Below are 25,163 nucleotides of genomic sequence, written 5' to 3'. Positions count from 1 at the left end.
AGTGAAACAGCGGGAGCATTGCGCCCCCGCAGGGGTATTACGCTTTAATCTGTACTTCGCCGTCTTTCACGCGCGCATCGAAATGCGCGACAGAGCGGCTTTCATCTTCCATGCATACGCCGTCGCGCAGGCGGAAGCGCTGTTTTTTCAGCGGGCTGGCAACCCATAACTCGCCCTGATGTTCAGCGATAAGGCCGCGAGAGAGCACGCTGGACTCAAAAAACGGGTCGATATTGCTGATGGCATACACTTGATCATCATGGCGCGGGCGGAAAATCGCGACTTGCTGACCTTTCACCAACGCACACACACCGGTCGCCGGGATGATGTCGTCGATTTTGCAGACGGTGTTCCACTGGCTCATGCGTTATCCTCCACTAACACCACCGGAATTCGTTCATACGGGGTTGCCGGGCGATGTTGCTGACGCTCTGGCACTACCTGCACGTTCGGATCGCGGCGGTCGCTGTTGATAAAGTGTTTGAAGCGAAGCTGCGCAGAAGGCGTGTTCACCGTTTCAGTCCATTCGCAGACTACCGCTTCACGCAGGCGGGTCATCTCTTCTTCAAGCTGCGCGTCAAAGCCCAGTTTGTCATCGATAATCACGCTCTTCAGATATTCGATGCCGCCTTCCATGCTGTCGAGCCAGGAGGCGGTACGCGTCAGTTTGTCGGCGGTACGGATGTAGAACATCATAAAGCGGTCAAGATAGTGCAGCAGGGTTTCGCGATCGAGATCCGCCGCCAGCAGATCCGCGTGGCGCGGCTTCATGCCGCCGTTACCGCACACATACAGGTTCCAGCCTTTTTCCGTGGCGATGATCCCCACGTCTTTACCCTGTGCTTCGGCACATTCACGGGTACAGCCAGAAACGCCGAACTTCATTTTGTGCGGGGTACGAATCCCTTTGTAGCGGTTTTCCAGCTCAACGCCGAAGCCCACACTGTCACCCACACCGTAACGGCACCAGGTCGAACCGACACAGGTTTTCGCCATACGTAATGCTTTGGCGTAGGCGTGCCCGGTTTCAAAGCCCGCGTTAATCAACTGACGCCAGATTTCCGGCAGGTCGTCTTTTTGCGCGCCAAACAGGCCAATACGCTGAGAACCGGTGATTTTGGTGTAGAGATTGAATTCTCGGGCGATACGGCCCACTTCCATCAGCCCTTCCGGGGTGATTTCGCCGCCTGCGGAGCGCGGGATCACGGAATAGGTGCCATCTTTCTGGATGTTGGCGAGGAAGTTGTCGTTGGTATCCTGCAACGGTGTGTGCTGCGGTTTCAGGATGTACTCATTCCAGCAGGAAGCCAGCAGTGAACCGATGGTCGGTTTACACACTTCGCAACCATAACCTTTGCCATATTTTGCCAGCAGTTCGTCGAAGGATTTTATGCCTTCCACGCGGATCAGGTGGTACAGCTCCTGGCGTGAGTAAGCAAAGTGCTCACACAGATTATTGGTTACTTCGATACCCTGTTTCGCCAGTTCGGCGTTCAGCACCTGGGTTACCAGTGGGATACAACCGCCGCAGCCCGTACCGGCTTTGGTTTCTGCTTTCAGTGCGGCAACGGTGTGACAGCCTTTGTTAATCGCGGCAATCAGGTCGCCTTTGGTGACGTCGAAGCAGGAGCAGATCTGCGCGCTGTCCGGCAGCTTATCCACGCCGATAGAGGGTTTACCGCCTGCCGCATGGGCCGGCAGGATCAGCGCATCCGGGTTTTCCGGCAGTTCGATAGCGTTCAGCACCAGTTGCAGCAGGTTGCCGAAATCACTGGTGTCACCCACCAGTACCGCGCCGAGCAGGGTTTTGTTATCCGGGCTGACAATCAGACGCTTGTAAACTTCTTTGCTTTCGTCGAGATAGACATAGCTGCGAGCGCCTGGCGTACGACCATGCGCGTCGCCGATACCACCAACGTCGACGCCGAGCAGTTTCAGTTTGGCGCTGAGGTCTGCACCTTCAAAGGCGTTGGCGGTGCCGAGGATATGATCCACTGCCACCTGCGCCATTTTGTAACCTGGCGCGACCAGACCGTATACGCGGTTGTTCCAGCTGGCGCACTCGCCGATGGCATAGATATTCGGATCTGAGGTCTGGCAGCTATCGTTGATCACGATACCGCCGCGCTGCGCCACTTCCAGGCCGCACTGGGTCGCCAGTTTGTCGCGCGGGCGAATACCGGTGGAGAAGACGATAAAGTCGACTTCCAGTGCGCTACCATCAGCAAAATGCATGGTTTTACGCGCTTCGGTGCCTTCCTGCACAATCTCTTTGGTATTTTTGCTGGTGTGCACGCGCACACCCATGCTTTCAATTTTGCGCTTCAGTTGCTCGCCGCCCATCTGGTCGAGCTGTTCTGCCATCAGCATTGGCGCAAATTCAATGACGTGGGTTTCCACGCCTAAGTTTTTCAGCGCTCCGGCCGCTTCCAGACCGAGCAAACCGCCCCCGACGACCGCGCCGCGGCGGCTGCGACGGGCGCAGGATTCAATGGCGTTCAAATCTTCAATGGTGCGATAAACGAAGCAGTCTTGTGTTTCGGAACCTTTGATCGGCGGGATCCACGGATAGGAACCGGTAGCCATGATCAATTTGTCGTAATAAACCGTGCGTCCGGCGCTGGAGTGGATCACTTTTTCCTGACGGTTGATAGTGATAGCGCGCTCGCCGACCAGCACTTTTACGCCGTGTTTCTCGTAAAAGCCTTCGCGAACCAGCGACAGCTCTTCAGCCGTATGGTGGGAAAAATAGGAAGAGAGGTGGACGCGGTCGTAGGCTTTACGCGGCTCCTCACAGAAGACGGTAATATCGAACTGGCTGGCGTCGGCTTTATCGAGGAGATCCTCAATAAAACGGTGACCGACCATGCCGTTACCGATAATAGCGAGTTTGACTTTGCTCATTTTTGCCTCGATTTCTTTTCTACTACCACCTACCTTAACGATTCAGCTACCCGGCTTATTGATGTACATCAAATACACCTTCGCATACCACTTAATGGGTAGATATTTGATTTTTATTGGTTTTTATAAGTAGCGGATATCACTGGTTTTTATGGTTTGCGGAATTTGTGTACAAAAAAAGAGGGTTTTTGCACGCACGTCTGATACAAATTATCGGAGGGAAACAGAGGGAGTCACACTATGTCGGCAGCACCGATTTGGTTAGTTCAGAATGTGCATTTACCCGATCGCGAAGGGGTATGGCAAATCGCGATTGAGAATGGTCGCTTCGGTGAAATCACTCCGATGAATGAAACACACAGCGATAGCCTGGAAGTGCTGAATGCGCACGGTGGGCTGGCGCTACCGCCGTTTGTCGAACCGCATATTCACCTGGATACCACGCAAACTGCCGGAGAGCCGAACTGGAATCAATCCGGCACGCTGTTTGAAGGCATTGAGCGCTGGGCGGAACGCAAAGCGCTGCTGAGCCACCAGGATGTCAAAGCGCGCGCCTGGCAAACATTGAAGTGGCAAATGGCCAACGGCGTGCAGCATGTACGGACCCATGTTGATGTTTCCGATCCCAGCCTGACAGCGCTGAAAGCCATGCTGGAAGTAAAAGTCGAGGTCGCGCCGTGGATTGATCTGCAAATCGTCGCTTTCCCGCAGGAAGGAATTCTCTCCTATCCCAACGGCGCTGCATTGCTGGAAGAGGCGCTCCAGTTTGGCGCGGATGTGGTTGGCGCGATCCCGCACTTTGAATTTACCCGCGAATATGGCGTTGAATCGCTGCACATTGCGTTCGCACTGGCGCAAAAATATGACCGCCCGTTGGATATTCACTGTGATGAAATTGACGACGAGCAGTCGCGATTTGTCGAAACCGTTGCCGCGCTGGCGCTGAAGATGGGCATGGGCCCGCGCGTCACCGCCAGCCATACCACGGCGATGCACTCTTACAATGGCGCATACACCTCGCGGCTGTTCCGTCTGTTAAAGCTTTCCGGCATTAACTTTGTCGCTAACCCGCTGGTAAACATTCACTTGCAGGGGCGCTTTGACGATTATCCAAAGCGCCGGGGAATTACGCGGGTGAAAGAGCTCCTGGCGGCGGGAATAAATGTCTGCTTTGGCCATGACGATGTGTTTGATCCCTGGTATCCGCTTGGCACCGGCAATATGTTGCAGGTGCTGCATATGGGGCTGCACGTTTGTCAGCTGATGGGCTACCAGCAAATTAATGATGGGTTGCGTCTTATCACGCATAACAGCGCCAGAACGTTTGGTTTAACGCAGTACGGGATTGAAACGGGTAACCCGGCGAACATGGTCATTTTGCCCGTTGAAAGCGGTTTTGATGCGGTGCGCTGCCAGTCGCCGGTACGCTGGTCGATTCGACAAGGGCGGATCATTGCCAGCACGCAACCTGCGCAAAGCTGGATTCAGATGGATAACGGTGGTGAAGCGGTGCTTTTTAGCCGTTATCGTTCAGGTATGTAGCCTTCGTGAAGCGGGTTGTGAGCGGTCTGGCGTTACATCTGTTACTAAATACGTAAAATTAAGTAAAAGGCTGGCCTGCTGGCTGACTGCTCTTTAGAATCAAGCCACTCGCTTTCTTTACTGCTCTTCGTTAAGGAAACCTTATGGTTAAATCGACTCTGGCGGCTGTTGCGGCTGTGTTTGCCCTTTCTGCTTTCTCTTCTGCTGCGCTGGCGGCAAAAGGCGATCCTCATGTTCTGCTCACCACTTCCGCCGGCTCCATTGAACTGGAGCTGAACAACCAGAAAGCCCCTGTGTCGGTGAAAAACTTCCTTGATTACGTAAATAACGGTTTCTATAACAACACCACGTTTCATCGTGTGATCCCGGGATTTATGGTGCAGGGCGGTGGTTTCAACGAACAGATGCAGCAAAAGCAGCCTAACCCGCCTATTAAAAACGAGGCTGACAATGGCTTGCGTAACACGCGTGGCACCATTTCGATGGCGCGCACTGCCGATAAAGACAGCGCAACCAGCCAGTTCTTTATCAACGTGGCTGACAACGCTTTCCTCGATCATGGCCAGCGCGACTTTGGTTATGCGGTGTTTGGTAAAGTGGTGAAGGGCATGGATGTCGCCGACAAAATTTCCCAGGTACCGACGCACGATGTCGGGCCTTACCAGAATGTTCCGTCAAAACCGGTCGTTATTCTCTCCGCGAAAGTGCTGCCGTAAGTTTCCCCCGCACGGGGTATTCACCCCGTGCTTCCTGAGCTTCCCTGCGTAACCTGTCATTTCTGCTTATAATTTGGGCACCGACATGTGAAACAGGGAGGCGCTATGGCCAAAAAACTCACCGACCGGCAAAAATCCCGTCTCTGGGAACAGCAGCGCAATGCCAATTTTCAGGCCAGCCGGCGGCTGGAAAATGTCGACAGCGAACTGGTGACGCTAAGTAGCGCGGAAGCCGATGAGCGCCTTGAAGAACTGCGGAGGCACTATGAGCGATAAATTCGGCGACGGGCGCGATCCGTATCTCTATCCTGGCCTGAATGTGATGCGCAATGAGCTGGGGCTTCGCCAGGCGCAGAAACTGGAGCAGGCGGCTTATCAGTTCACCGCCTTGCGCGCCGCCACACTGGATCTTGGCCCGATGGTGCGCGGTCTTCCTCATTTATGCGCCATTCACCACCATCTTTATCAGGATGTGTTCGACTGGGCCGGGCAGATCCGTGAAGTGGATATTTACGAAGGCGATACCCGGTTTTGCCACTTCGAGTATATCGAGAAAGAGGGCAATGCATTGATGCAGCAACTGGAAGATGAAGAGTGGCTGTGCGGGCTGGAAAAAGCAGCGTTTATTGAGCGGCTGGCGCACTACTACTGTGAAATCAACGTGCTGCACCCGTTTCGCCTTGGCAACGGTATCGCTCAGCGCATCTTCTTTGAACAACTGGCGCTGCACGCGGGTTTTTCGCTCGACTGGCGTGGCATCGATCCTGATGAGTGGCGCGAGGCAAACCAGGCAGGTGCAATGGGCGACTTAGCGCCGCTTTGCACCATCTTCAGCAAAGTGGTGAGCGAAGCGGTCGAAAGCGAGTAAACTAGCGCGGTTTCCGACACCAGAGGCCGCTATGATCCTGCTTATCGACAATTACGACTCCTTTACCTGGAACCTGTATCAATATTTTTGTGAACTGGGGGCAAGCGTAGAGGTGCGGCGTAACGATGAGATCGCGCTTGCCGATATTGCTGCGCTGGCACCGGAAAAGATCGTGATTTCGCCCGGTCCTTGTACGCCGGATGAGTCCGGCGTTTCGCTGGCGGTTATCCGCCATTACGCGGGGAAATTGCCGATTCTTGGCGTTTGTCTTGGTCATCAGGCGATTGCGCAGGTCTTTGGCGCGACTATCGTTCGTGCGGCAAAAGTGATGCATGGTAAGACATCGCCTGTCACCCACAACGGCACTGGCGTATTTAGCGGGCTTAATAATCCGTTAACCGTCACCCGTTACCATTCCCTGGTTATCGATCCGCCTACGTTACCGGCATGCTTTGAGATTACCGCCTGGAGTGATAGCGGCGAGATCATGGGCATTCGCCACCTGGAGTGGGATCTGGAAGGGGTGCAATTTCACCCGGAAAGTATCCTGAGCGAGCAGGGACATCAGTTATTGAAAAACTTCCTCGAACGCTGATTTGTGGTTGCCATTAACTGATTTTTTATGCATATTTCGTGATTATATTTTCATAATCAATGCAACGTAAAACTGGATGGGCAAGCCATGGCAACTCAGCAAGACGCGGTAACGCGTGCAAACTTCGATGACGTTATTCTGCCAATTTACGCACCGGCCGAGTTTATCCCGGTAAAGGGTAAAGGCAGCAGGGTGTGGGATCAGCAGGGTAAAGAGTACGTTGATTTTGCAGGTGGAATTGCGGTTACTGCGTTAGGGCACTGCCATCCGGCGCTGGTGGAGACGCTGAAAACGCAGGGCGAAACGCTGTGGCACACCAGCAATGTTTTTACCAACGAGCCTGCTCTGCGCCTGGCGCGTAAACTCATTGACGCCACGTTTGCCGAGCGTGTGGTGTTTATGAACTCCGGCACTGAAGCTAACGAAACAGCATTCAAGCTGGCGCGTTTTTATGCATCTACGCGTCACAGTCCATACAAAACAAAAATCATCGCGTTTCATAATGCCTTCCACGGCCGTTCGCTGTTTACCGTAAGCGTGGGCGGCCAGCCGAAGTATTCCGATGGCTTTGGCCCGAAACCGGCGGACATTATCCATGTGCCGTTTAACGATCTGCACGCGGTGAAAGCGGTGATGGACGACCACACCTGCGCGGTAGTGGTAGAGCCTATTCAGGGCGAAGGCGGCGTTACTGCCGCCACACCGGATTTCCTGAAAGGTTTGCGCGAGCTGTGCGATCAGCACAACGCTCTGCTGGTGTTCGACGAAGTGCAGTGCGGCATGGGCCGCAGCGGAGAGTTGTTTGCTTACATGCACTATGGTGTGACGCCGGATATTCTGACCAGCGCCAAAGCGCTCGGCGGCGGTTTCCCTATCAGCGCGATGCTGACTACACATGAAATTGCCAGTGTCTTCCACGCCGGTTCACACGGCTCTACTTATGGTGGCAACCCGCTGGCCTGCGCCGTCGCAGGAACCGCATTCGACATTATCAACACGGCGGAAGTACTCAGCGGCGTGAATGAAAAACGTCAGTTGTTCGTTAAACATCTGCAGCAAATTGGCGAGAAGTTTGACCTGTTTAGCGATATTCGTGGCATGGGGCTGCTGATTGGTGCTGAGCTGAACCCGCAATATAAAGGCCGTGCGCGCGACTTCCTCTACGCCGCTGCCGATGCGGGCGTCATGGTGCTGAATGCTGGCCCGGACGTCATGCGTTTTGTGCCTTCGCTGATTATTGACGCGCAGGATATCGAAGAAGGGATGAAGCGCTTCGCGAATGCGGTGGCGAAAGTGGTCAACGGTTAAGGCGGCGGTTTAACCAAATGCCGTGATGCGGGCGCTGACGCCATGCTACCGACGAAATGGTGTGCATGGTGTTCAGATGCCCGATAATCCGCTGTAAATGCTGCTCCAGCGTGCTCATTGGCCCGTGCGTTAATGCTTCCGGGGCTTCGAGAATATTCACATCGCCGGATCCTCCCGGCCCGTCATACTCCAGCCGCTGCTGGCAGCGCTGCAGGGCAATTTCGCAGGATTGCAAATAACGTTGCGCCAGCTCCGGCGTCAACATCGTATGTTCACGTGCCAGCGTCGTCATTGCATTAATATGCTCAACGATAAACTGGCTGTGCGTTACCCACAGTTTCATATCTTCCAGATAACGCGTATTGAAGCCCGGTTCCTGCATCGCCTGGTTTAGCGAGTTAAACAAAGCGTTATGCGCCTGGTTTACGCGCATGCGCTGCCAGGCAAGCGGAGTGGGCTGCGGGTTATCGCTTAAGATCAGGCGAATCGCTTCCTGATCTGTTTCCAGCGCATCGTGCGCATTCTGGCGCAGCAAGCCACTTTGCCACTGCGGCCACAGCCAGACCATGCCGCCGAAAGCGATCAGGCAACCAATCAACGTGTCGATAAGGCGGGCGACAATAAACTCCTCACCATTTAGCGTCAGCAGTTGCAAGGTGTAGACGGCGGTAATGGTAAAACCCACCATCGCCCAGCCGTAGTTTTTCCGAATAATGAGATAACTGACCAGCGTAATCATCAGCATCGCGGCCAGCGTAAAACCGAGTGGAACATGAAAGTGTAGCGTCGCCCCGGCAATCACCAGTCCCGCAATGGTGCCCGCCGCCCGGTGGACAATGCGAACGCGCGTTGCGCCATAACCGTTTTGCGTGACAAACATCACCGTCATCATGATCCAGTAGGGTTTCGGTAAATGCAGGGCGCTGCCCATCAGGCTGGCGATGCTGAGCATGACGCTGATTCGCGCGGCATTACGCAGCGCCGCAGATTTCAGTGATAAATAGCTTTTCAGCGCCGGGAGAAGGGGCAAGCGCCGCTGCTTTTCCGCCATCAGATCGCGGGCATAGAGCGGGCGCTGAGTGCGCAAGACGCGCGCGATACGGCTAAAATGCCAGGCGCAGAACTGCCCGACCGGGTTATCCGGGTGCTGGCGGGCGATTTTTTCCAGCGCGCCAATCTGCTTATCCATGTTGAAGCGCGTGGGATAGCGGTGATAGAGAATGTCGTCTGCCAGCACGCGCAGGCGAGCGGCGACGGTTTGCGCGTTCCAGCGGATCACCTGTTCGGCGTGGGTTTGTTCCACCAGTTTTTGCACTTCTTCCGGCTGGTGCAAACTCACCGAAATGTGCTCTTGCAAATCAATCCCTACCTGGAAAACCCGCAGTAGCCGTTTGTAATCGTTGTGTTTATTGGCAGCCAGCATATGCAGTTGTTGATAGCACTGGCTTATCATATCCACCGCTTTTTGCTGGCGGGCAAGCAACGGCGGCAGCGCTTTTTCCGGGTCGGCATGCTGCGTCAGCAAGCTGTATTTCGCCTCGCAGTAGTCTGCCAGTTGTCGGTAGAGCAGGCTGAGCGATTCGCGCAGCGGTTGCTCGCGCCACATCCAGAACCAGAACCAGTTGAACAATCCGTACCACAGCGTGCCCAGCGCATAGATAAGTATCGGCTCCCATACCGGCATGTTACCGGCGAGGCTGAGCGTAAAGATGGCGGCAATGAGCGAAGCCGGGAGCAGGCGACCGTGCAGCGCACTGATTTCGGCGGTTACGCCTAAAACCAGCGTCAGCCCGGTGAGGATCAGCGGCAATGGAAGATCTCTCGCCAGCAATAGCTGCACCGCCAGGCTGCTGCCTGCAAACAGCGTTCCGCCAATGATCAGGCGTTTGAAAAAACGTTTATGTGGCGTATCAAGCCCGGCAATGTTGCAGCAGGCGGGAACGAGGGAAAACAGCAGACCTTGTTGCAGATGACCAGTAACCAGACCAATGGCCACAGGTAAACATAACACCAGCGTTTGTCGCAGTGCGTAGTTGATTTCGGGGTGATAAATCAGCCTGCGCCACATGAGGGAAGAAAAACGACGCAGCGCGTAAGCTGCGCCGTTTTACAGATTAACGCGTTCCGTATACGACGATGGTTTTACCGTGGGCGGAGATCAGGTTCTGATCTTCGAGCATTTTGAGAATGCGGCCCACTGTTTCACGGGAACAACCGACGATCTGACCAATTTCCTGGCGAGTAATTTTAATTTGCATGCCGTCCGGATGGGTCATTGCATCTGGCTGTTTCGCCAGGTTTAACAGCGTTTGCGCGATACGGCCGGTTACATCCAGGAAGGCGAGGTTACCCACTTTTTCTGAAGTGACCTGCAGGCGACGCGCCATTTGCGAGGAAAGACGCATCAGGATATCCGGGTTAACCTGGATTAACTGACGGAATTTTTTGTACGAGATTTCAGCCACTTCACAAGCAGTTTTAGCGCGTACCCATGCACTGCGCTCCTGACCCTCTTCGAACAGGCCCAGTTCACCGATAAAATCTCCCTGGTTCAGGTAGGAGAGGATCATCTCTTTACCCTCTTCGTCCTTGATCAGCACTGCCACTGAGCCTTTAACGATGTAGTACAGCGTTTCCGCTTTTTCACCCTGGTGAATCAGCGTGCTCTTCGACGGGTACTTATGAATGTGGCAATGAGACAAGAACCATTCAAGCGTCGGGTCTGTTTGTGGTTTGCCAAGCACCATGCGCGATTATCCTCTGTTATAAGCTGTCTCAGACACAGGATGAGCCCCTACGTCTGGGGTTGCAATCTAAGCTTCCCGCATCCAGGGAAGTGGACCGTCAGCGTCATCTGCGGTCTCTAAAGTATGATGTCATGCATACATGCGTAACATCCATTTATCTCTGTAGCATCCAGAGTGTTTTAGCATAGCTTTTACCGCCTGTCTCCTGGTGTCTCGCTTCAGCATGACGCAGGTCGCCTTCCGTTGCGAGTTTTGTTATGTACGCGTAATCTGTAAAGAAAATTGCCACTCCGGAGTGAAGAAAATGCAGGCACGTGTGAAATGGGTTGAAGGGTTAACGTTCATCGGTGAGTCCGCATCGGGCCACCAAATCCTGATGGACGGCAACTCCGGCGACAAAGCGCCAAGCCCGATGGAAATGGTGCTGATGGCGGCGGGCGGATGCAGCGCCATTGATGTGGTTTCTATTTTACAAAAAGGGCGTCATGACGTGACTGACTGCGAAGTGAAGCTGACTTCAGAGCGCCGTGAAGAAGCGCCGCGCCTGTTTACCCACATCAATTTGCACTTTATCGTCACCGGTAAAGATCTGAAGGATGCTGCGGTTTCCCGCGCGGTGGATTTATCCGCGGAGAAGTATTGCTCCGTGGCCTTGATGCTCGAAAAAGCGGTGAACATCACCCACTCTTACGAAGTTATCGAAGCCTGATGCGAAAAGCCCGGTAAGCAGCACACCACCGGGCTTTCTGCATTATTTGATCTTTTTACCTTCCATCAGCCGTTGCACCAGCGGCGTCATAATCAACTCCATCGCCAGCCCCATTTTTCCGCCAGGCACCACCAGCGTATCCATATGCGAGATAAACGAGCCTTGCAGCATTGCCAGCAACCACGGGTAATCAATCCCTTCCAGATTGCGGAAATGGATCACCACAAAACTCTCGTCCAGTGAGGGAATGCCTTTCGCGGCAAACGGATTGGACGTATCCACCGTTGGCACGCGCTGGAAGTTAATGTGCGTACGGGAAAACTGCGGCGTAATAAAATTGATGTAATCTTCCATCGAACGCACGACAGAATCCATTACCGCTTCCCGCGAATGCCCGCGCTCGCTGGTATCGCGGACAAGTTTTTGAATCCATTCCAGATTGACGATCGGCACCACGCCCACCAGCAAATCCACATGACGCGCGACATCGTTTTGCGGCGTTACCACGCCGCCGTGCAGACCTTCATAAAACAGCACATCGGTCGGCTCCGGCAGCGGTTGCCACGGCGTAAACGTGCCTGGAACCTGGTTCCAGGGAACGGCTTCATCGTAGGTATGCAGGTATTTGCGCGCCTGGCCTTTGCCGGTTTGGCCATATTCGATAAACGTCTGTTCCAGCAGGCCAAAATCATTGGCTTCCGGGCCAAAATAGCTGATATGCCGCCCAAGATCGCGGGCCTTACGGATAGCCATATCCATTTCCGGGCGGGTATAGCGATGGAAGCTGTCCCCTTCCACTTCTGCCGCGTGCATATTGAGCTGGGCGAAGATCTTACGAAAGGCGAGGCTGGTGGTGGTGGTTCCCGCGCCGCTGGAGCCTGTAACGGCGATAACCGGATGTTTGGCGGACATAGCAACTCCCTGAATAAACGATTATTTCAGTATAGCCAGCCGCCATGTACCTGTTCAGTCGTGGAACTGCCCGCGCGGCATGATATTGACCGTCTCGTGCAGTTCCGACCACACCAGTACGGCTTCGCCGCGTTGCAGCTGCCGTTTAACGTCGGCGACCTTTTGCTCAAGTGAACGCTCATGTTCACCATAATCAGTGCCTTCGCGCAAGACAAAGCTCTCAATCAGATTGTCCAGCGTCTGCGCGTCAATCTCTTGCCAGGGAATAATCATCGTCTTTCCAGGTAAGCGGATAACCAATCCGGAATACGCTTTTCCAGCCACATTTCCGGGTGGCGCAAGGTTCCGCCAACAAACCCGACATGGCCGCCGTGTTCCGTCAGTTGGTATTCAATATTCGCCGGCAAATGTCCGGCATCCGGGATCACATTGTGATCCATAAACGGGTCATCTTTCGCGTGGATAATCAGCGTCGGTTTACGAATATCCGGCAAAACCGGCATCGCGCTACAGCGGCGATAGTAATCCAGCGCGTCGGCAAAAACATGGATTTTCGCGGTGATCAGATCGTCGAACTCGCGAATACGGCGCAGCTTACGCAGCGCCGGCAAGGTGGTTGGCAGCGAACCAGGATAAGCGCGTAATTTGCGCGCGGCGTTCGCTTTCAGCAAATTCAACAAATAGCGCTGATAAACACGGGAAAATCCCTTATCCATATGATAACTGCAGGCTTCCAGCACCAACGGAGCAGAGACAATCACCGCCGCATCGACGGGCAAGTCGTCATCGGCTTTTGCCAGCAAACAACCGAGCATGTTCCCGCCGAGCGAATAACCCACCGCTGCGGTTGGCGCGGGCCCAAATTCCTGATGTAACCAGTGCAAGAACCAGGTGCCATCTTCGGTTTCGCCCGAGTGATAAATGCGGTTCAGACGATTCGGGATGCCGCTACAGCCGCGAAAATGCATGACCACGCCAAGCCAGCCGCGCTGTTTCGCCGCATGCACCAGTCCATGCGCATATGGGCTGTGCAGGCTGCCCTCCAGTCCATGGAAAACCACCAGCCGCGGTTTATGTTTCGCCTGATTCGGCTCTTCGCTCCATGCCAAATCAACAAAGTCGCCATCCGGCAGCTCAAGGCGCTGCCACCAGGGTTCAAACTGGAGGCGGCGTCGAATCAGCCGTGGCAGCATGGTCTGCAAATGCGGGTTACGCACGCCGCGCATCGGGCGAAAGTCATGCGTATCATCTGCAATTTCCGAAAGTTGTGAAGGTGTGATTTCAGCCATAACACAGAAAAAAATAGAGTAGGTATGGGACAACTATAACCGCGCAAGGGCATTCCGTTTGTTCATTTTACGGGACTTAGCACGATCGGGCATTAATCTGTTAGCAAATTCCGCGAAAACAGATGGATGTCGACGCCAGGTTTGCGCCGCCATAAACGCGCTTTACGCGCGCCGGTCGCCACGCTTTCGCCGGTCTCTTCAAACATGCCGGAGGCTTCAAAGCGGCGAATCAAACTTTTACGCTGAATCGGCTGACCAAGGATTATCTCCGTCGCTTCCTGCAATTGCGCCTGGGTAAAGCTCTCTGGCAAACAGTAAACCGGCAGTAACGAATACATGGTTTTCTGCCGCAGCCGGTGCAGCGCCGCCTGAATAATTGCCCGATGATCAAAAGCCAGTTCAATGGCATCCAGCTCACTCACCGGCACCCATTTCGCATCGCTAACGCTTGCGATATGCGGCGCGCAGGAGACCCACGAAATCAGCGCAAACCAGGCGATGGTCAGGCTCCAGCCGCGCGGATCGCGCTGCGGGCCGGAAAAGGTATCCAGCTGTTCCAGCCACGATGGGGAAACGCCAGTTTTTTCCGTCAGTTTGCGCAGCGCCGTGGCGCGCGTGGAATCATCCTGCGCCATATCGATAAATCCGCCGGGTAATCCCCAGCGCCCTTGCTGCGGCTGGCTGGCTCGCTGAACCAATAACACGCAAAGCACCTGCTGATGCAGCGTAAACAGCACGCTATCCACCGTCACCAGCGGTGAGGGGAAACGGCTGGCATCATACGTTTTCAGATACTCTGCTTCACTGATCATCGCTTACTCGCTCCTTTTTACACGCCACAAGTTTATCAGCCTGCCCTGGTGCGGCAAGTTAACTTTTATCTGGTTAATTTTGAAAGGGTTAACTGTTTAATTTATGAATAGACAAAAAAATACTTGCCTAATAAGTGTCTTATCGACAATATTAAAAGTGTCCAAGGGACATTAACCATTGCGTCGAGGTGAAAGATGGCGAGCAGAATCGAATTATTCATTGATAACGAGCAGGTTGCACTGAGCCATGGCGTTTTTCCGGACGGAGCTGTCTGGCTCAAAGTGACCGGTAAACTTCCTTCATTTGGCCAGCAGATGCGGGTGCGTGTTGCGGCGATGCGCGATATGAACGACTTTATGCTGCTGGCACAACTGGTCGACGCCGTTCGTCACGCCGCCGATATCACAGTGAGCCATCTGGAGCTGGCGTGGTTGCCATGGGCGCGTCAGGACAGGCATATGGTGCCCGGCGACAGTTCCGCGCTGAAAGTTTTCGCCAACTTCCTCAACACACTCAATTTCAACAAAGTTTTTATACTTGACCCGCACAGCGACGCCGCTGCCGCAGCCATCACTAACTGCGTAGTCATTGCGCAGGAAAGTTGCTTAATGCAGAGCGAAACCCTGCGTCGTGCCATTGGCAAAGGCGAGCTGATGCTGGTCGCGCCGGATGCCGGTGCGCTGAAGAAAATCCATAACGTGGCAAAAGCCAGTGGCGCGCAAGAGTACGCGATCCTCACTAAAGAGCGTGATGTCGCCACCGGAAACCTGACTGGGTTTGCGCTGGTCGCCGGTGATGTGGCGGGAAAAGATGTGCTGATTGTTGACGACCTTTGCGATGCAGGCGGCACATTTATTGGTTCAGCCCAGGTGTTGCGCGATGCCGGCGCCCGCAGCGTTAGCTTGTATGTCACGCACGGTGTCTTTTCCAAAGGGGTAGAGAACCTGCTCAATAACGGTATCGACGCGATTTACACCACCACATCCTTCACCTCGCCTGCGCTTGCGGATCCGCGAGTTGAACTGATCGACATTGACGCTATTTTTCGCGCCTGAGGGAGACAACATCATGAATATCAATCCGATTCTGGCTATCGACGGTTACAAAGTTTCACACCGCGTGCAGTACCCGCAGGGGACAACGCAGGTTTACTCCAATTTCACGCCGCGCAGCGACCGCTTTTTCCAGTCGCCGGTAGCCGACGGCAAGCTGGTGTTCTTTGGTCTGCAGGGTTTCCTGAAGTGGTTTATGGTCGATCTGTTCAACGACGGCTTTTTTGCCCGCCCGGAAGAGGAAGTCGTTAACGAATACAAGCAGGTGATGGATAACTATCTCGGCAGGGACGCCGTGGCGGTCGATCACATTCGCGCGCTGCACCGTTTGGGCTATCTGCCGCTGCACATTAAATCGCTGGATGAAGGCAGCAAAGTGCCGATGAAAGTGCCGGTTCTGACCATTACCAATACCCGCGAGGAGTTTTTCTGGCTGGTGAACTACCTGGAAACGGTGCTTTCCGCCGAGCTGTGGAAAGCCTCCACCAATGCCACCATTGCGCACCACTACCGGAAAATTTGCGAACAATGGGCAGCAAAGACCTGCACGGATTTGTCGCACCTCGATTTCCAGTGCCACGACTTCTCGTTTCGCGGCATGGCTGGCCTGCACGATACGGCGCAGGCGGGTGCGGGGCATTTACTGAGTTTTAAAGGCACCGACAGCATTCCCTCACTGCTGTATGCCCGCGATCACTATACCGATGGGGATGCGTATTTTATTGGTGCCAGCATTCCGGCGACCGAGCACAGCGTGATGTGCATGGGCGAACACGACCACGAAATCGAAACGTTCCGCCGTCTGATTGCCGACATCTACCCGCAGGGATTTGTTTCTATCGTGTCCGATACCTGGGACTACTGGCGCGTACTGACGGAATATACCCGCGAACTGAAACAGATCATTCTGGGCCGTGACGGGCGCGTGGTGTTCCGTCCGGACAGCGGTGATCCGGTAGAAATCCTTTGTGGTACAGGCGCGGATGATGACACGCGGGCAGAACGTAGCCCGGAGGAGAAAGGCTCGGTCGAAGTACTGTGGGAAATCTTTGGCGGCACGGTCAATGAGAAGGGTTACAAAGTGCTGGATCCGCATGTCGGCCTGATTTACGGCGACTCCATTACCCTGGCGCGCGCCAATGAGATCCTGCGCCGTCTGGAGGCCAAAGGCTTCGCCAGCTCTAACGTGGTGTTCGGCGTCGGCTCGTTTACCTATCAGTACAACACCCGTGACACCTTTGGTTTTGCGATGAAAGCGACCTGGGGCGCGGTCAATGGTGAAGGACGGATGATCTTTAAAGAGCCGAAAACCGATAACGGCCTGAAACGCTCGGCGCGCGGGTTATTGCGCGTGGATCGCGATGCGCAAGGCGAACTGCAACTGCACGATGAGCAGAGCTGGGAGCAGGAAAAAGGCGGGGAGCTGAAAACCCGCTTCCTCGACGGCAAGCTCTACCAGACCGAACATTTTGAACAGATTCGCCAGCGCCTGGCGAACCAGCGTTAATCCTCAGCTGGCGGTACGCTCGTACCGCCAGCGCCATAAACCTTTCTTTCGATGTCGAAATTGACGCACATCACAATTACTTTCATTTGATTATTACTCTCAGGCTAATGATTTAGCCGCCTCCTTAATTGATGGCTTTCTCATCACGGCGCACACTGAGATCAGTGTTAAGCAAGTCAAAATGATGAGCTGAATCAGGAGGTTAATAATGTTATCTGGGCAAACGCCAGCACAGGTATGGAACACGCGGCGCAGCGAGAAACAGCGCCGCCTGGCGTCCATTCCCGTGCAGGGCAAGGTACTGCCGACCGGCGACCTTGTCGCCATGCTGGAAAAGCTGATTGCACCGGGCGACCGTGTGGTGCTGGAAGGGAACAACCAAAAACAGGCGGATTTCCTCTCGCGAACACTTGCCGAAGTCAATCCGCAGAAAGTCCACGACCTGCATATGATTATGCCGAGCGTTGGGCGCAGCGAACATCTGGATATTTTTGAAAAGGGCATTGCCCGCAAGCTGGATTTCTCCTTCTCCGGCACCCAGAGTCTGCGCATCTCGCAACTGCTGGAAGATGGCCTGCTGGAAATCGGCGCGATCCATACTTACATCGAACTTTACTCCCGCCTGTACGTTGATCTGTGCCCGAATGTGGCGCTGATTGCCGGTTATAAAGCGGACCGCAAAGGCAACCTTTACACCGGCCCAAGTACGGAAGATACCCCGGCGCTGGTGGAAGCCGCCGCCTTCCGCGACGGCATCGTTATCGCCCAGGTCAATGAGTTGGTAGATGACGAATGTGACCTGCCGCGTGTTGATATCCCCGGTTCCTGGATCGACTACGTAGTGGTCGCCGACAAACCGTTCTTCATCGAGCCGCTGTTTACCCGCGACCCGCGCCTCATCAAGCAAGAACACATTCTGATGGCGATGATGGCGATCAAAGGCATCTACGCCGAGCATCAGGTGCAGTCGCTCAACCACGGTATCGGCTTTAACACCGCGGCGATTGAATTGCTGCTGCCGACCTACGGTGAGCAGCTCGGCCTGAAAGGCAAAATCTGCAAACACTGGACGCTGAACCCGCACCCGACGCTGATCCCGGCGATTGAAAGCGGCTGGGTGGAAAGTGTGCACTGCTTCGGCGGCGAGTTGGGGATGGAAGAGTACATCCGTGCCCGCCCGGACGTGTTCTTCACCGGTTCCGACGGCTCCATGCGTTCCAACCGCGCGTTCTGCCAGTTAGCGGGTCAGTACGCGGTCGATATGTTTATCGGCTCGACGTTACAAGTCGATGGCCTGGCAAACTCCTCGACCGTGACGCGCGGTCGTCTCTCAGGCTTTGGTGGTGCGCCAAATATGGGCCATGACCCGCACGGTCGCCGCCACGCAACACCGGCCTGGCTGAACATGATCACCGAACCTGACCCGATGCAGCGCGGTAAAAAACTGGTGGTGCAGATGGTGGAAACCTTCCAGGCCGGTGCGAAACCCACATTCGTGGAAAAACTCGACGCCGTGGACGTGGCGAAAACCTCCGGCATGCCGCTGGCTCCGGTAATGATTTATGGCGATGACGTGACGCACGTGCTGACCGAGGAGGGGATTGCTTACCTCTATCGCGCTGAAAGCCTTGAAGAGCGCCGGGCGATGGTCGCGGCGGTGGCGGGGATCACCGATATCGGTCTGGGCGTTGACGCCAAACGTGTCGCCCAGCTTCGCCAGAGCGGCAAAGTGGTCTACCCGGAAGATATGGGCATTCGCCGCACTGACGCCACCCGTTCACTGCTGGCTGCCAGCAGCGTAGCGGATCTGGTGGAGTGGTCCGGCGGGCTGTACAACCCACCTGCGAAATTCCGGAGCTGGTAATGAAACTTCTGCCACGGATTGACGCTGAAGGCGGTGCCGAATGGTTGGCGCGAACCGCCACACTGTGTCTGATTGACGAAGCACGATTAAGCCCGAAGCCCGGTCTGGTGGACAGCCGGGGGAACGGCGCGCATCACGATTTAACGCTCGAACTGATGGAGCGTTCCGCGCATAGCCTGACCCCCACGTTTCAGGCGCTGGCGCAACAAAGCTGGCGGCGGCCAGCGGATGTGGCGCTCAGACAAACCATTGGGCGATTAGGTCGGGAAGGTGAGCAGCAGATGATGGCGGCCACCGGTGGCGTGAATACTCATCGCGGTGCGATCTGGGCATTGGGGCTGCTGGTGAGCGCGGTCGCCATGTTGGGCGGTAGCGCACCGGCACAGGCGATTGCCGCCACGGCCGCGAAGCTGGCGCAACTGCCGGATGACGCTGCGCCGAAGCTCTTCAGTAAAGGGCTGCGCGCCACGCACCGTTACCGGGTGCCGGGCGCACGTGAGGAGGCGCAACAAGGCTTTCCGCACATCATCAAGCTGGCGCTACCACAGTTGCAGCACAGCCGCCAGCGCGGCAGCAACGAAGCGCAGGCCAGGCTTGATGCGCTGATGGCCATCATGACCTCGCTCAGCGATACCTGTGTGCTTTCCCGCGCGGGTCTGGAGGGGCTGGATGCGATGCGCCAGGGGGCGAGTGCGGTGCTGCAAGCCGGGGGCGTTGCGTCGAAGGCCGGTCAGCAAGCGTTAGCCGAACTGGATGCGCGGATGCTGGCGCTGAACGCGTCGCCGGGCGGCGCGGCAGATTTACTCGCGGCGACACTGTTTCTCGATCGCATGACCACGCCTTATTTAGCGAATTAAGAGGAAGTTATGGAACACATTACGATAACCGTGCCTGCTGGCCGCGCATTACGCGGTAAAGCGCTGGCGGGCGTTGTGGGCTCCGGGGATATGGAGGTGTTATTCACCGCCGACCAGGGGCAAACACTGACAATTGAGATCACCACCTCCGTGGATAACAGCCGTGGACGCTGGGAAGCGTTGTTCAACCGTCTCGGTCTGGTAAGCACGCTGCCTGCGGGCCAGCTTGTGATCCACGATTTCGGCGCGACGCCCGGTGTGGCGCGCATCCGTATCGAACAGGTATTCGAAGAGGTGAGCTATGCGTGACGATCGCAGTTTTATCGAACTCAAAGCGCGCCAGCGCGCACAGGCACTGCTCGATGACGGCAGCTACCGCGAATTGCTGGATCCGTTTGAAGGCATTATTTCGCCGTGGTTAGGCCCGCAGGGCATTGTGCCGCAGGCCGATGACGGCATGGTGGTCGCCAAAGGCACCATCAACGGTCAGCCGGCGGTTGTGGTGGCGATTGAAGGCGCGTTCCAGGGCGGCAGCATGGGCGAAGTCTCCGGCGCGAAAATGGCGGCGGCACTTGAACTGGCGGCGGAAGATAACCGTAACGGCATCCCGACTCAGGCGGTGCTGTGCCTCGAAACCGGCGGCGTGCGCTTGCAGGAAGCCAACCTTGGACTGGCGGCGATTGCCGATATTCACGCGGCGATTGTTGACCTGCGCCGTTACACGCCGGTTATCGGCATCGTTGCCGGTACGGTTGGCTGCTTCGGCGGGATGTCTATCGCCGCTGCGCTCTGTAGCTACCTGATTGTGACGCGCGAAGCCCGTCTTGGTCTGAACGGCCCGCAGGTTATCGAACAGGAAGCCGGGATTGAAGAGTACGACTCCCGCGACCGTCCGTTTATCTGGAGCATGACCGGCGGCGAAGTGCGTTATCGCAGCGGGCTGGTGGATGCGCTGGTCGGCGATGGCATCCAAGCGGTGAAACAGGCGATGAATGAGGCGATTGCCAAAGGCGTACCGGCCAAACATCGCACCGATAACTACGACGATTATCTGCAACGTCTGACCCACTTCGACACCCGCAAACAAGCGGATGCCGAACAGATCAGCGCGTTGTTTGCCGGGGAGGGGAAAGCATGAGTACGACAGTAAGCCGCGGCGCGTTATGGCTGGAAAAACTGGCGCCGAATGCAACACGTCTGAGCGGGCTGTGCCCGTCTGTACAGGCAGCCGATGGCAAGGTTAATGGCGAAGCGGTGCGTTTCATTGCCGTGGTGCCGGATGCCAACAACCATTATCCGCGTGCGGCAAAAGGTGAAGTTGGTCTGCTGGAGGGCTGGACGCTGGCGAAAGTGGTGAGCGAAACCGTTGCTGCCGATGCCAACAACAGCGTGAAGCGCCCAATCATTGCGGTGATTGATGTGCCAAGCCAGGCCTATGGTCGTCGTGAAGAAGCCTTTGGTATTCACCAGGCGCTAGCCGGTGCGGCTGCGGCTTACGCCAATGCGCGGCTGGCGGGGCATCCGGTGATTGGTTTGATCGTCGGTAAAGCGATGTCCGGGGCGTTTCTGGCCCACGGCTACCAGGCGAACCGCCTGATCGCCTTTAACGATGCCGGTGTGCTGATCCACGCCATGGGCAAAGAGTCGGCGGCGCGCATTACCTTGCGTAGTGTGGAGGCGCTGGAAGAACTGGCGGCCACCATTCCGCCGATGGCTTATGACATCAGTAACTACGCGACACTGGGGCTGCTTGCCGATCTGCTGAACATCAGCAACCCGGACGCGCCGTCAGACGCCGACCTGGCGCAGGTGCAGAGCACCTTGCACCAGGCCATCAACGACGCTCGTCAGGACACCACGTTGAAAAACCGTCTGGGTGCCGACAACCGCCGCAGCTCCGCTCTTGTGCGCGAACGCATGAAAGCGAGCTGGTAAGTAAAAAGAAACCTGCCAGATAGCAACGCATGGGCGCGCACGCCGCGCTCATGCGCTACTGAAAATAATAACCATCGCGCTAGTGCTATTTCTTTTCCTTTTAAAGGCTTACAGGTGATTTATGACTTACGTAATTGTTCATGCCCTCGCACCGATATTTGTCATCATGTTGCTGGGTTTCTGGGCGGGAAAGGCCAAAATGGTCGACAACAAAAACGTTTCCCTGCTGAATATCTTTGTAATGGATTTTGCTCTGCCCGCTGCGCTGTTTAGCGCTACCGTGCAGACGCCGTGGACCGGGATCATCGCGCAATCACCGCTGATTCTGGTGCTGACCCTCTCCATGTGGATTACCTATGCCGCCATCTATTTTCTGGCGACCTCGGTTTTCAAAAAATCGCCGCAGGATGCCGCCGTACTGACGCTGACTGTCGCGCTACCGAACTACGCCGCGCTCGGCCTGCCAATTCTGGGCAGCGTGCTGGGTGAAGGTCCGTCGACATCGCTCTCCGTTGCAGTTTCCATCGCCTGTGGTTCCGTGCTGATGACGCCGTTCTGCTTACTGATCCTTGAGCGTGAAAAAGCGCGAGCCGCGGGTGATAACACCGGTTCTACGCTGGGCATGCTGCCGGTACTGATGTGGCGCTCGGTGAAAAAACCGATTGTCTGGGGGCCGCTGCTGGGCGTGGTGCTCTCCGCTATCGGTATCAAAATGCCGGAACTGGTACTGGCATCCATCAAACCGCTTGGTCTCGCTGCGACGGCTGCGGCGCTGTTCCTGACCGGTGTGATCCTCTCGGCGAGAAAACTGGCGATTAACACCATGGTTATTTCTGCCACCATCACCAAACTGCTGATCCAACCAGCGATTGCGTGGGGGATTGTGCTGGTGTTGGGTCTGCACGGTTCGGTGGCAATCACCGCTATCCTGATGATTGCCCTGGCGGCAGGTTTCTTCGGTGTGGTATTTGGTAACCGCTTTGGCGTGCAATCGCCGGATGCAGAAGCCGTGCTGCTGTTGAGCTCTGTGCTCTGTATCCTGTCGCTGCCGCTGTTTATATCGCTGACTTCAGGAATGTAATCATGACCGCAACATTACGCCCGCACGATCTGCTCTGGCTTCGCGCACAAGATGCGCTGGAAGGGGTAACCGAACCCTGGGTCGCAGAGATCTGGCACGCCAGTTTACCGGTGGTGGTGCGGCGTGATGTTGCCCAAAACGGACGCATCCCCGTTGGCGTGCGCGGCCTGCGCCGCGACCAGCGCGCGGCGGGGTGGGTAAAGCCTGAACAGGTTATCCGTGTGGTCTCACCCGAACAACTGGTCGCACCACAAGAACTGCCGCGTTCGCCGTTTATCTCCCAGCCACCGGTACAACTGGCGCTGCAACTGGCGCAGTTTAGTTGGCCGTGGACGTGGGGAGTGACCGGCAGCAGCGGTTATGCGCTGGCGACCGGCATTCCGGTTATCCATGCGACCAGCGATCTCGACTTGCTGATCCGCGCGCCAGAACCGCTCTCCACTCGCGATCTGGCCCGCTGGCAACAGCAGCTTAGCGGCGGGCTTTGCCGGGCGGATACCCAGGTGGAAACGCCGAACGGCGGCTTTGCCTTAGCCGAGTGGCTGCGTGACGGGCGGGTGATGCTGAAAACCAACCACGGGCCGCGTCTGGTGAGCGATCCGTGGCAAAGGGAGGATTCATGAAAATCATCTTTACTTTTCCGGGGCAGGGGACACAACGCCCGGGAATGTTACAAGCGCTTCCCGGCAGTGAAATGGACCAGGCCCGTGACCTGCTGGGCGCGGAAATCGACACCCTCGATACCGCCGAATCGCTAAAACATACCCGCGCGGTTCAACTGGCGCTGCTGATTGCCGGTGTCGCCTGGGCGCGCGAATTACAGCGGCGGGGCGTGCAAGCGGATATCACCAGCGGCCTGTCGATTGGCGCGTATCCGGCGGCGGTCGTGGCCGGCGCGCTCGATTTTCAGGATGCGCTGCGCCTGGTGGCCTTGCGTGGTGATTTGATGGAACAGGCGTATCCGCACGGTTACGGGCTGACGGCGATCATGGGGCTGACGTTGCCTACGGTGGAAACGCTGATCGAAGGCAGCGGAGCCTATATCGCTAATCTCAATGCCGAAACGCAGATTGTTATTGCCGGCAGCGATGAGGCGATGGCGCAGGTGGCGCAACGGGCATTAGCAAAAGGGGCCAGCAAGGCGCAGCGCCTCGCGGTCAGCGTACCTTCCCACTGCGCATTGCTGGAAAAACCCGCCGAAAAACTGGCGCAGGCGTTTGCAGATGTGACGCTTCGCCGCCCGCAGTGCGCTTATTTAAGCGGTAGCACCGGGCGCGTGTTGTGGCAGCCGGAGAAAATCGCTGACGATCTGGCGTGGAATATGGCGCGCACCGTGCGCTGGCAGGAGGCGGTCGTTGCCGCTAACGAACGTGACGCGCGGCTGGCGATTGAAATGCCGCCGGGCGGTATTCTGACCTGCCTGACCCGGCAAGCCGCGTGGAACGGCGAAAGCATTTCGCTGGAGCGCAGCGGTGTGGAGGTGGCGGTACATCTGGCGAATCGCCTCAGGGTGCAGGTGTAATGTTTTCTTGCAGGCTGCGGGCGTACATGCGGCCTTCCGCCGCCAGCGCCAGCAAGTTGGGATCGCGCTCGCGATTGCGGGAAAAGACAATGGCGATCAACTGCTGCATTTGATACGACTCGGCGAGGCGCAACATTTGCACTGATCCTTCGTAGACTTTCTTCATTCTTCCCGGTATCAGCGTAAAGCCGACGCCCGCCTGCACCAGGCTCAGCATAGAGAAGATGTCATTGACGCGGGTGACAATTTCCGGCTCAAAACCGGCAATATGAAACGCTTCCTGAAAACCGGCATAGGTGGCGAAGCCTTCGGCCAGCGAGACAAATTTTTGCGTGCGGTAGTCGCGCAGATCGGCCAGCGTATCGGTTTCAAGCGTGGCGCTCGCTGGTGCGGCAAGGAAGATGTCGTCATGAAACAGCGGCAGAACTTCGAGGTTGTTGCGGTCGATTTCGCTTTCTGAAATGGAGATCAAAATCGCGTCGAGCCTGCCTTCCTCAAGCATCTGCAACAGCGCTTGGTTCGAGCCCATCGTCAGATCCATCTCCAGATCCGGACGCCGCAATTTCATTCCCATTATCAGCCGCGGTACGGTTTCCAGCGTCAGGGAGTAGAGCGTGCCAACGCGCAACCGCCCCTGGCCAACGCCGGCAGTTTTACGCGCCTCATCCAGCCCACGCTCCATTAACTGCGTCACTTCCTGGCAATACTCCAGCAACGTCCACGCGGCAGGCAGCGGGATGAGGTTACGGCCTTTGTGGGCAAACAGCGGACAACGGACATTTTCTTCCAGCGTGTGCAGCGCACGGTGTACGCTCACGCCGCTGAGATTGAGCGCTTCGGCGGCGCGCGCAATATTGCCTTTTTCCATAAAGGTCATGAAGATGCCCAGCTTGCGAAACGTAATGTCGTTGGTGATATCCAGATTCATAAGCTCTCCCGCCG

26 protein-coding genes are annotated in these 25,163 nt (G+C 56.1%); 17 read left to right on the top strand and 9 right to left on the bottom strand.

The genetic code is table 11. The features are described from left to right. Positions 1-37: 37 nt before the first annotated feature. Positions 38-364 (bottom strand): nitrite reductase small subunit NirD, encoded by a 327-nt coding sequence (nirD, locus tag DFO56_RS21355; RefSeq protein ID WP_020455530.1) that lies wholly within the window; start codon positions 362-364, stop codon positions 38-40. Continuing rightward, positions 361-2,904 (bottom strand): nitrite reductase large subunit NirB, encoded by a 2,544-nt coding sequence (nirB, locus tag DFO56_RS21350; RefSeq protein ID WP_020455529.1) that lies wholly within the window; start codon positions 2,902-2,904, stop codon positions 361-363. Before nirB ends, nirD begins: the two co-directional genes overlap by 4 nt. A gap of 240 nt (positions 2,905-3,144) precedes the next feature. On the opposite strand from nirB, the gene DFO56_RS21345 reads away from it, so the two are divergent. The 6 genes from DFO56_RS21345 to DFO56_RS21320 all read left to right on the top strand — a co-directional run bounded on the left by DFO56_RS21345 (position 3,145) and on the right by DFO56_RS21320 (position 7,933). Beyond that, positions 3,145-4,446, top strand: coding sequence for a cytosine deaminase (locus DFO56_RS21345; RefSeq protein WP_045507870.1), 1,302 nt, complete (start codon positions 3,145-3,147; stop codon positions 4,444-4,446). A gap of 143 nt (positions 4,447-4,589) precedes the next feature. Continuing rightward, positions 4,590-5,162, top strand: a complete 573-nt coding sequence (gene ppiA, locus DFO56_RS21340) for a peptidylprolyl isomerase A (RefSeq protein ID WP_045507873.1) — start codon at positions 4,590-4,592, stop codon at positions 5,160-5,162. Positions 5,163-5,267: 105 nt separating this feature from the next. After that, on the top strand, positions 5,268-5,438 hold the full coding sequence (locus DFO56_RS21335) for a YhfG family protein (RefSeq protein WP_020455527.1): 171 nt from the start codon (positions 5,268-5,270) through the stop codon (positions 5,436-5,438). After that, on the top strand, positions 5,428-6,030 hold the full coding sequence (locus DFO56_RS21330) for a putative adenosine monophosphate-protein transferase Fic (RefSeq protein ID WP_020455526.1): 603 nt from the start codon (positions 5,428-5,430) through the stop codon (positions 6,028-6,030). Before DFO56_RS21335 ends, DFO56_RS21330 begins: the two co-directional genes overlap by 11 nt. Before the next feature lie 31 nt (positions 6,031-6,061). Beyond that, a complete protein-coding gene (gene pabA / locus DFO56_RS21325) occupies positions 6,062-6,625 on the top strand; it encodes an aminodeoxychorismate synthase component 2 (RefSeq protein ID WP_020455525.1) in 564 nt (187 codons plus the stop codon). A gap of 87 nt (positions 6,626-6,712) precedes the next feature. Continuing rightward, a complete protein-coding gene (locus DFO56_RS21320; RefSeq protein ID WP_020455524.1) occupies positions 6,713-7,933 on the top strand; it encodes an aspartate aminotransferase family protein in 1,221 nt (406 codons plus the stop codon). Here DFO56_RS21320 and DFO56_RS21315 read toward each other — a convergent pair. Beyond that, positions 7,923-10,001: a YccS/YhfK family putative transporter gene (locus DFO56_RS21315; RefSeq protein WP_045507876.1), complete on the bottom strand. Its 2,079-nt coding sequence runs from the start codon at positions 9,999-10,001 to the stop codon at positions 7,923-7,925. The genes DFO56_RS21320 and DFO56_RS21315 overlap by 11 nt on opposite strands. Positions 10,002-10,047: 46 nt before the next feature. Then, entirely contained in the window at positions 10,048-10,680 is a 633-nt protein-coding gene (gene crp / locus DFO56_RS21310) for a cAMP-activated global transcriptional regulator CRP (RefSeq protein WP_000242758.1), read from the bottom strand. Positions 10,681-10,984: 304 nt separating this feature from the next. Here crp and DFO56_RS21305 point away from each other — a divergent pair, with 304 nt between their 5' ends. Next, positions 10,985-11,389 carry an OsmC family protein gene (locus DFO56_RS21305; protein WP_020455522.1) on the top strand — a complete coding sequence of 135 codons (405 nt, stop codon included), beginning with the start codon at positions 10,985-10,987 and terminating at the stop codon, positions 11,387-11,389. A 42-nt stretch (positions 11,390-11,431) separates the two neighbouring features. On the opposite strand, the gene DFO56_RS21300 is transcribed toward DFO56_RS21305, so the two are convergent. The 4 genes from DFO56_RS21300 to DFO56_RS21285 all read right to left on the bottom strand — a co-directional run bounded on the left by DFO56_RS21300 (position 11,432) and on the right by DFO56_RS21285 (position 14,402). Further along, positions 11,432-12,301, bottom strand: a complete 870-nt coding sequence (locus tag DFO56_RS21300; RefSeq protein ID WP_020455521.1) for a phosphoribulokinase — start codon at positions 12,299-12,301, stop codon at positions 11,432-11,434. A 54-nt stretch (positions 12,302-12,355) separates the two neighbouring features. Continuing rightward, on the bottom strand, positions 12,356-12,574 hold the full coding sequence (locus tag DFO56_RS21295) for a YheU family protein (RefSeq protein WP_017459872.1): 219 nt from the start codon (positions 12,572-12,574) through the stop codon (positions 12,356-12,358). After that, positions 12,571-13,590 carry a hydrolase gene (locus DFO56_RS21290; RefSeq protein ID WP_045507971.1) on the bottom strand — a complete coding sequence of 340 codons (1,020 nt, stop codon included), beginning with the start codon at positions 13,588-13,590 and terminating at the stop codon, positions 12,571-12,573. Before DFO56_RS21290 ends, DFO56_RS21295 begins: the two co-directional genes overlap by 4 nt. A gap of 92 nt (positions 13,591-13,682) precedes the next feature. Next, entirely contained in the window at positions 13,683-14,402 is a 720-nt protein-coding gene (locus DFO56_RS21285; protein ID WP_045507884.1) for an NUDIX domain-containing protein, read from the bottom strand. A 195-nt stretch (positions 14,403-14,597) separates the two neighbouring features. Here DFO56_RS21285 and prs point away from each other — a divergent pair, with 195 nt between their 5' ends. From prs to mdcH, 10 genes are all read left to right on the top strand, one after another. After that, positions 14,598-15,458, top strand: a complete 861-nt coding sequence (gene prs, locus DFO56_RS21280) for a ribose-phosphate diphosphokinase (RefSeq protein WP_045507887.1) — start codon at positions 14,598-14,600, stop codon at positions 15,456-15,458. 13 nt (positions 15,459-15,471) lie between these two features. Beyond that, positions 15,472-16,962 (top strand): nicotinate phosphoribosyltransferase, encoded by a 1,491-nt coding sequence (locus DFO56_RS21275; protein WP_045507890.1) that lies wholly within the window; start codon positions 15,472-15,474, stop codon positions 16,960-16,962. 208 nt (positions 16,963-17,170) lie between these two features. Next, complete coding sequence (gene mdcA / locus DFO56_RS21265; RefSeq protein WP_045507892.1) at positions 17,171-18,826, top strand: malonate decarboxylase subunit alpha; 1,656 nt, start codon at positions 17,171-17,173, stop codon at positions 18,824-18,826. Further along, positions 18,826-19,683, top strand: a complete 858-nt coding sequence (locus DFO56_RS21260; protein WP_045507894.1) for a triphosphoribosyl-dephospho-CoA synthase — start codon at positions 18,826-18,828, stop codon at positions 19,681-19,683. Before mdcA ends, DFO56_RS21260 begins: the two co-directional genes overlap by 1 nt. Before the next feature lie 9 nt (positions 19,684-19,692). Further along, positions 19,693-19,992 (top strand): malonate decarboxylase acyl carrier protein, encoded by a 300-nt coding sequence (gene mdcC, locus DFO56_RS21255; protein ID WP_020455512.1) that lies wholly within the window; start codon positions 19,693-19,695, stop codon positions 19,990-19,992. Further along, complete coding sequence (locus DFO56_RS21250) at positions 19,985-20,821, top strand: biotin-independent malonate decarboxylase subunit beta (protein ID WP_045507898.1); 837 nt, start codon at positions 19,985-19,987, stop codon at positions 20,819-20,821. The genes mdcC and DFO56_RS21250 overlap by 8 nt, the downstream gene beginning before the upstream one ends. Beyond that, positions 20,818-21,618: a biotin-independent malonate decarboxylase subunit gamma gene (gene mdcE, locus DFO56_RS21245; protein WP_045507902.1), complete on the top strand. Its 801-nt coding sequence runs from the start codon at positions 20,818-20,820 to the stop codon at positions 21,616-21,618. The genes DFO56_RS21250 and mdcE overlap by 4 nt, the downstream gene beginning before the upstream one ends. 121 nt (positions 21,619-21,739) lie before the next feature. Further along, positions 21,740-22,699 carry an AEC family transporter gene (locus DFO56_RS21240; protein WP_020455509.1) on the top strand — a complete coding sequence of 320 codons (960 nt, stop codon included), beginning with the start codon at positions 21,740-21,742 and terminating at the stop codon, positions 22,697-22,699. Positions 22,700-22,701: 2 nt separating this feature from the next. Next, a complete protein-coding gene (locus tag DFO56_RS21235; RefSeq protein WP_045507906.1) occupies positions 22,702-23,322 on the top strand; it encodes a malonate decarboxylase holo-ACP synthase in 621 nt (206 codons plus the stop codon). Then, positions 23,319-24,221 carry a malonate decarboxylase subunit epsilon gene (gene mdcH / locus DFO56_RS21230; RefSeq protein WP_045507909.1) on the top strand — a complete coding sequence of 301 codons (903 nt, stop codon included), beginning with the start codon at positions 23,319-23,321 and terminating at the stop codon, positions 24,219-24,221. The genes DFO56_RS21235 and mdcH overlap by 4 nt, the downstream gene beginning before the upstream one ends. On the opposite strand, the gene DFO56_RS21225 is transcribed toward mdcH, so the two are convergent. After that, the gene (locus DFO56_RS21225) at positions 24,205-25,149 is read right to left on the bottom strand and encodes a LysR family transcriptional regulator (RefSeq protein WP_045507913.1); all 945 of its coding nucleotides are present in this window, start codon (positions 25,147-25,149) and stop codon (positions 24,205-24,207) included. The genes mdcH and DFO56_RS21225 overlap by 17 nt on opposite strands. Positions 25,150-25,163: the final 14 nt, after the last annotated feature.

Source organism: Kosakonia sp. AG348 (assembly GCF_003337365.1).
Classification (GTDB): Bacteria; Pseudomonadota; Gammaproteobacteria; order Enterobacterales; family Enterobacteriaceae; genus Kosakonia.
The sequence above is the reverse complement of the archived record's forward strand: the minus strand, read 5'-3'. Positions and strand labels throughout refer to the sequence as shown.

Excerpts from the sequence above, each read along its gene's own strand:
- DFO56_RS21320 (WP_020455524.1), top strand. The coding sequence starts at position 6,713 with ATGGCAACTCAGCAAGACGCGGTAACGCGTGCAAACTTCGATGACGTT.
- DFO56_RS21235 (WP_045507906.1), top strand. The coding sequence starts at position 22,702 with ATGACCGCAACATTACGCCCGCACGATCTGCTCTGGCTTCGCGCACAA.
- DFO56_RS21345 (WP_045507870.1), top strand. The coding sequence starts at position 3,145 with ATGTCGGCAGCACCGATTTGGTTAGTTCAGAATGTGCATTTACCCGAT.
- mdcH (WP_045507909.1), top strand. The coding sequence starts at position 23,319 with ATGAAAATCATCTTTACTTTTCCGGGGCAGGGGACACAACGCCCGGGA.
- DFO56_RS21285 (WP_045507884.1), bottom strand. The coding sequence starts at position 14,402 with ATGATCAGTGAAGCAGAGTATCTGAAAACGTATGATGCCAGCCGTTTC.
- DFO56_RS21290 (WP_045507971.1), bottom strand. The coding sequence starts at position 13,590 with ATGGCTGAAATCACACCTTCACAACTTTCGGAAATTGCAGATGATACG.
- mdcE (WP_045507902.1), top strand. The coding sequence starts at position 20,818 with ATGAGTACGACAGTAAGCCGCGGCGCGTTATGGCTGGAAAAACTGGCG.
- DFO56_RS21275 (WP_045507890.1), top strand. The coding sequence starts at position 15,472 with ATGAATATCAATCCGATTCTGGCTATCGACGGTTACAAAGTTTCACAC.
- DFO56_RS21295 (WP_017459872.1), bottom strand. The coding sequence starts at position 12,574 with ATGATTATTCCCTGGCAAGAGATTGACGCGCAGACGCTGGACAATCTG.
- DFO56_RS21300 (WP_020455521.1), bottom strand. The coding sequence starts at position 12,301 with ATGTCCGCCAAACATCCGGTTATCGCCGTTACAGGCTCCAGCGGCGCG.
- pabA (WP_020455525.1), top strand. The coding sequence starts at position 6,062 with ATGATCCTGCTTATCGACAATTACGACTCCTTTACCTGGAACCTGTAT.
- DFO56_RS21260 (WP_045507894.1), top strand. The coding sequence starts at position 18,826 with ATGAAACTTCTGCCACGGATTGACGCTGAAGGCGGTGCCGAATGGTTG.
- crp (WP_000242758.1), bottom strand. The coding sequence starts at position 10,680 with ATGGTGCTTGGCAAACCACAAACAGACCCGACGCTTGAATGGTTCTTG.
- DFO56_RS21250 (WP_045507898.1), top strand. The coding sequence starts at position 19,985 with ATGCGTGACGATCGCAGTTTTATCGAACTCAAAGCGCGCCAGCGCGCA.
- DFO56_RS21330 (WP_020455526.1), top strand. The coding sequence starts at position 5,428 with ATGAGCGATAAATTCGGCGACGGGCGCGATCCGTATCTCTATCCTGGC.
- DFO56_RS21225 (WP_045507913.1), bottom strand. The coding sequence starts at position 25,149 with ATGAATCTGGATATCACCAACGACATTACGTTTCGCAAGCTGGGCATC.
- mdcC (WP_020455512.1), top strand. The coding sequence starts at position 19,693 with ATGGAACACATTACGATAACCGTGCCTGCTGGCCGCGCATTACGCGGT.
- DFO56_RS21335 (WP_020455527.1), top strand. The coding sequence starts at position 5,268 with ATGGCCAAAAAACTCACCGACCGGCAAAAATCCCGTCTCTGGGAACAG.
- nirB (WP_020455529.1), bottom strand. The coding sequence starts at position 2,904 with ATGAGCAAAGTCAAACTCGCTATTATCGGTAACGGCATGGTCGGTCAC.
- DFO56_RS21240 (WP_020455509.1), top strand. The coding sequence starts at position 21,740 with ATGACTTACGTAATTGTTCATGCCCTCGCACCGATATTTGTCATCATG.
- DFO56_RS21315 (WP_045507876.1), bottom strand. The coding sequence starts at position 10,001 with ATGTGGCGCAGGCTGATTTATCACCCCGAAATCAACTACGCACTGCGA.
- ppiA (WP_045507873.1), top strand. The coding sequence starts at position 4,590 with ATGGTTAAATCGACTCTGGCGGCTGTTGCGGCTGTGTTTGCCCTTTCT.
- DFO56_RS21305 (WP_020455522.1), top strand. The coding sequence starts at position 10,985 with ATGCAGGCACGTGTGAAATGGGTTGAAGGGTTAACGTTCATCGGTGAG.
- nirD (WP_020455530.1), bottom strand. The coding sequence starts at position 364 with ATGAGCCAGTGGAACACCGTCTGCAAAATCGACGACATCATCCCGGCG.
- prs (WP_045507887.1), top strand. The coding sequence starts at position 14,598 with ATGGCGAGCAGAATCGAATTATTCATTGATAACGAGCAGGTTGCACTG.
- mdcA (WP_045507892.1), top strand. The coding sequence starts at position 17,171 with ATGTTATCTGGGCAAACGCCAGCACAGGTATGGAACACGCGGCGCAGC.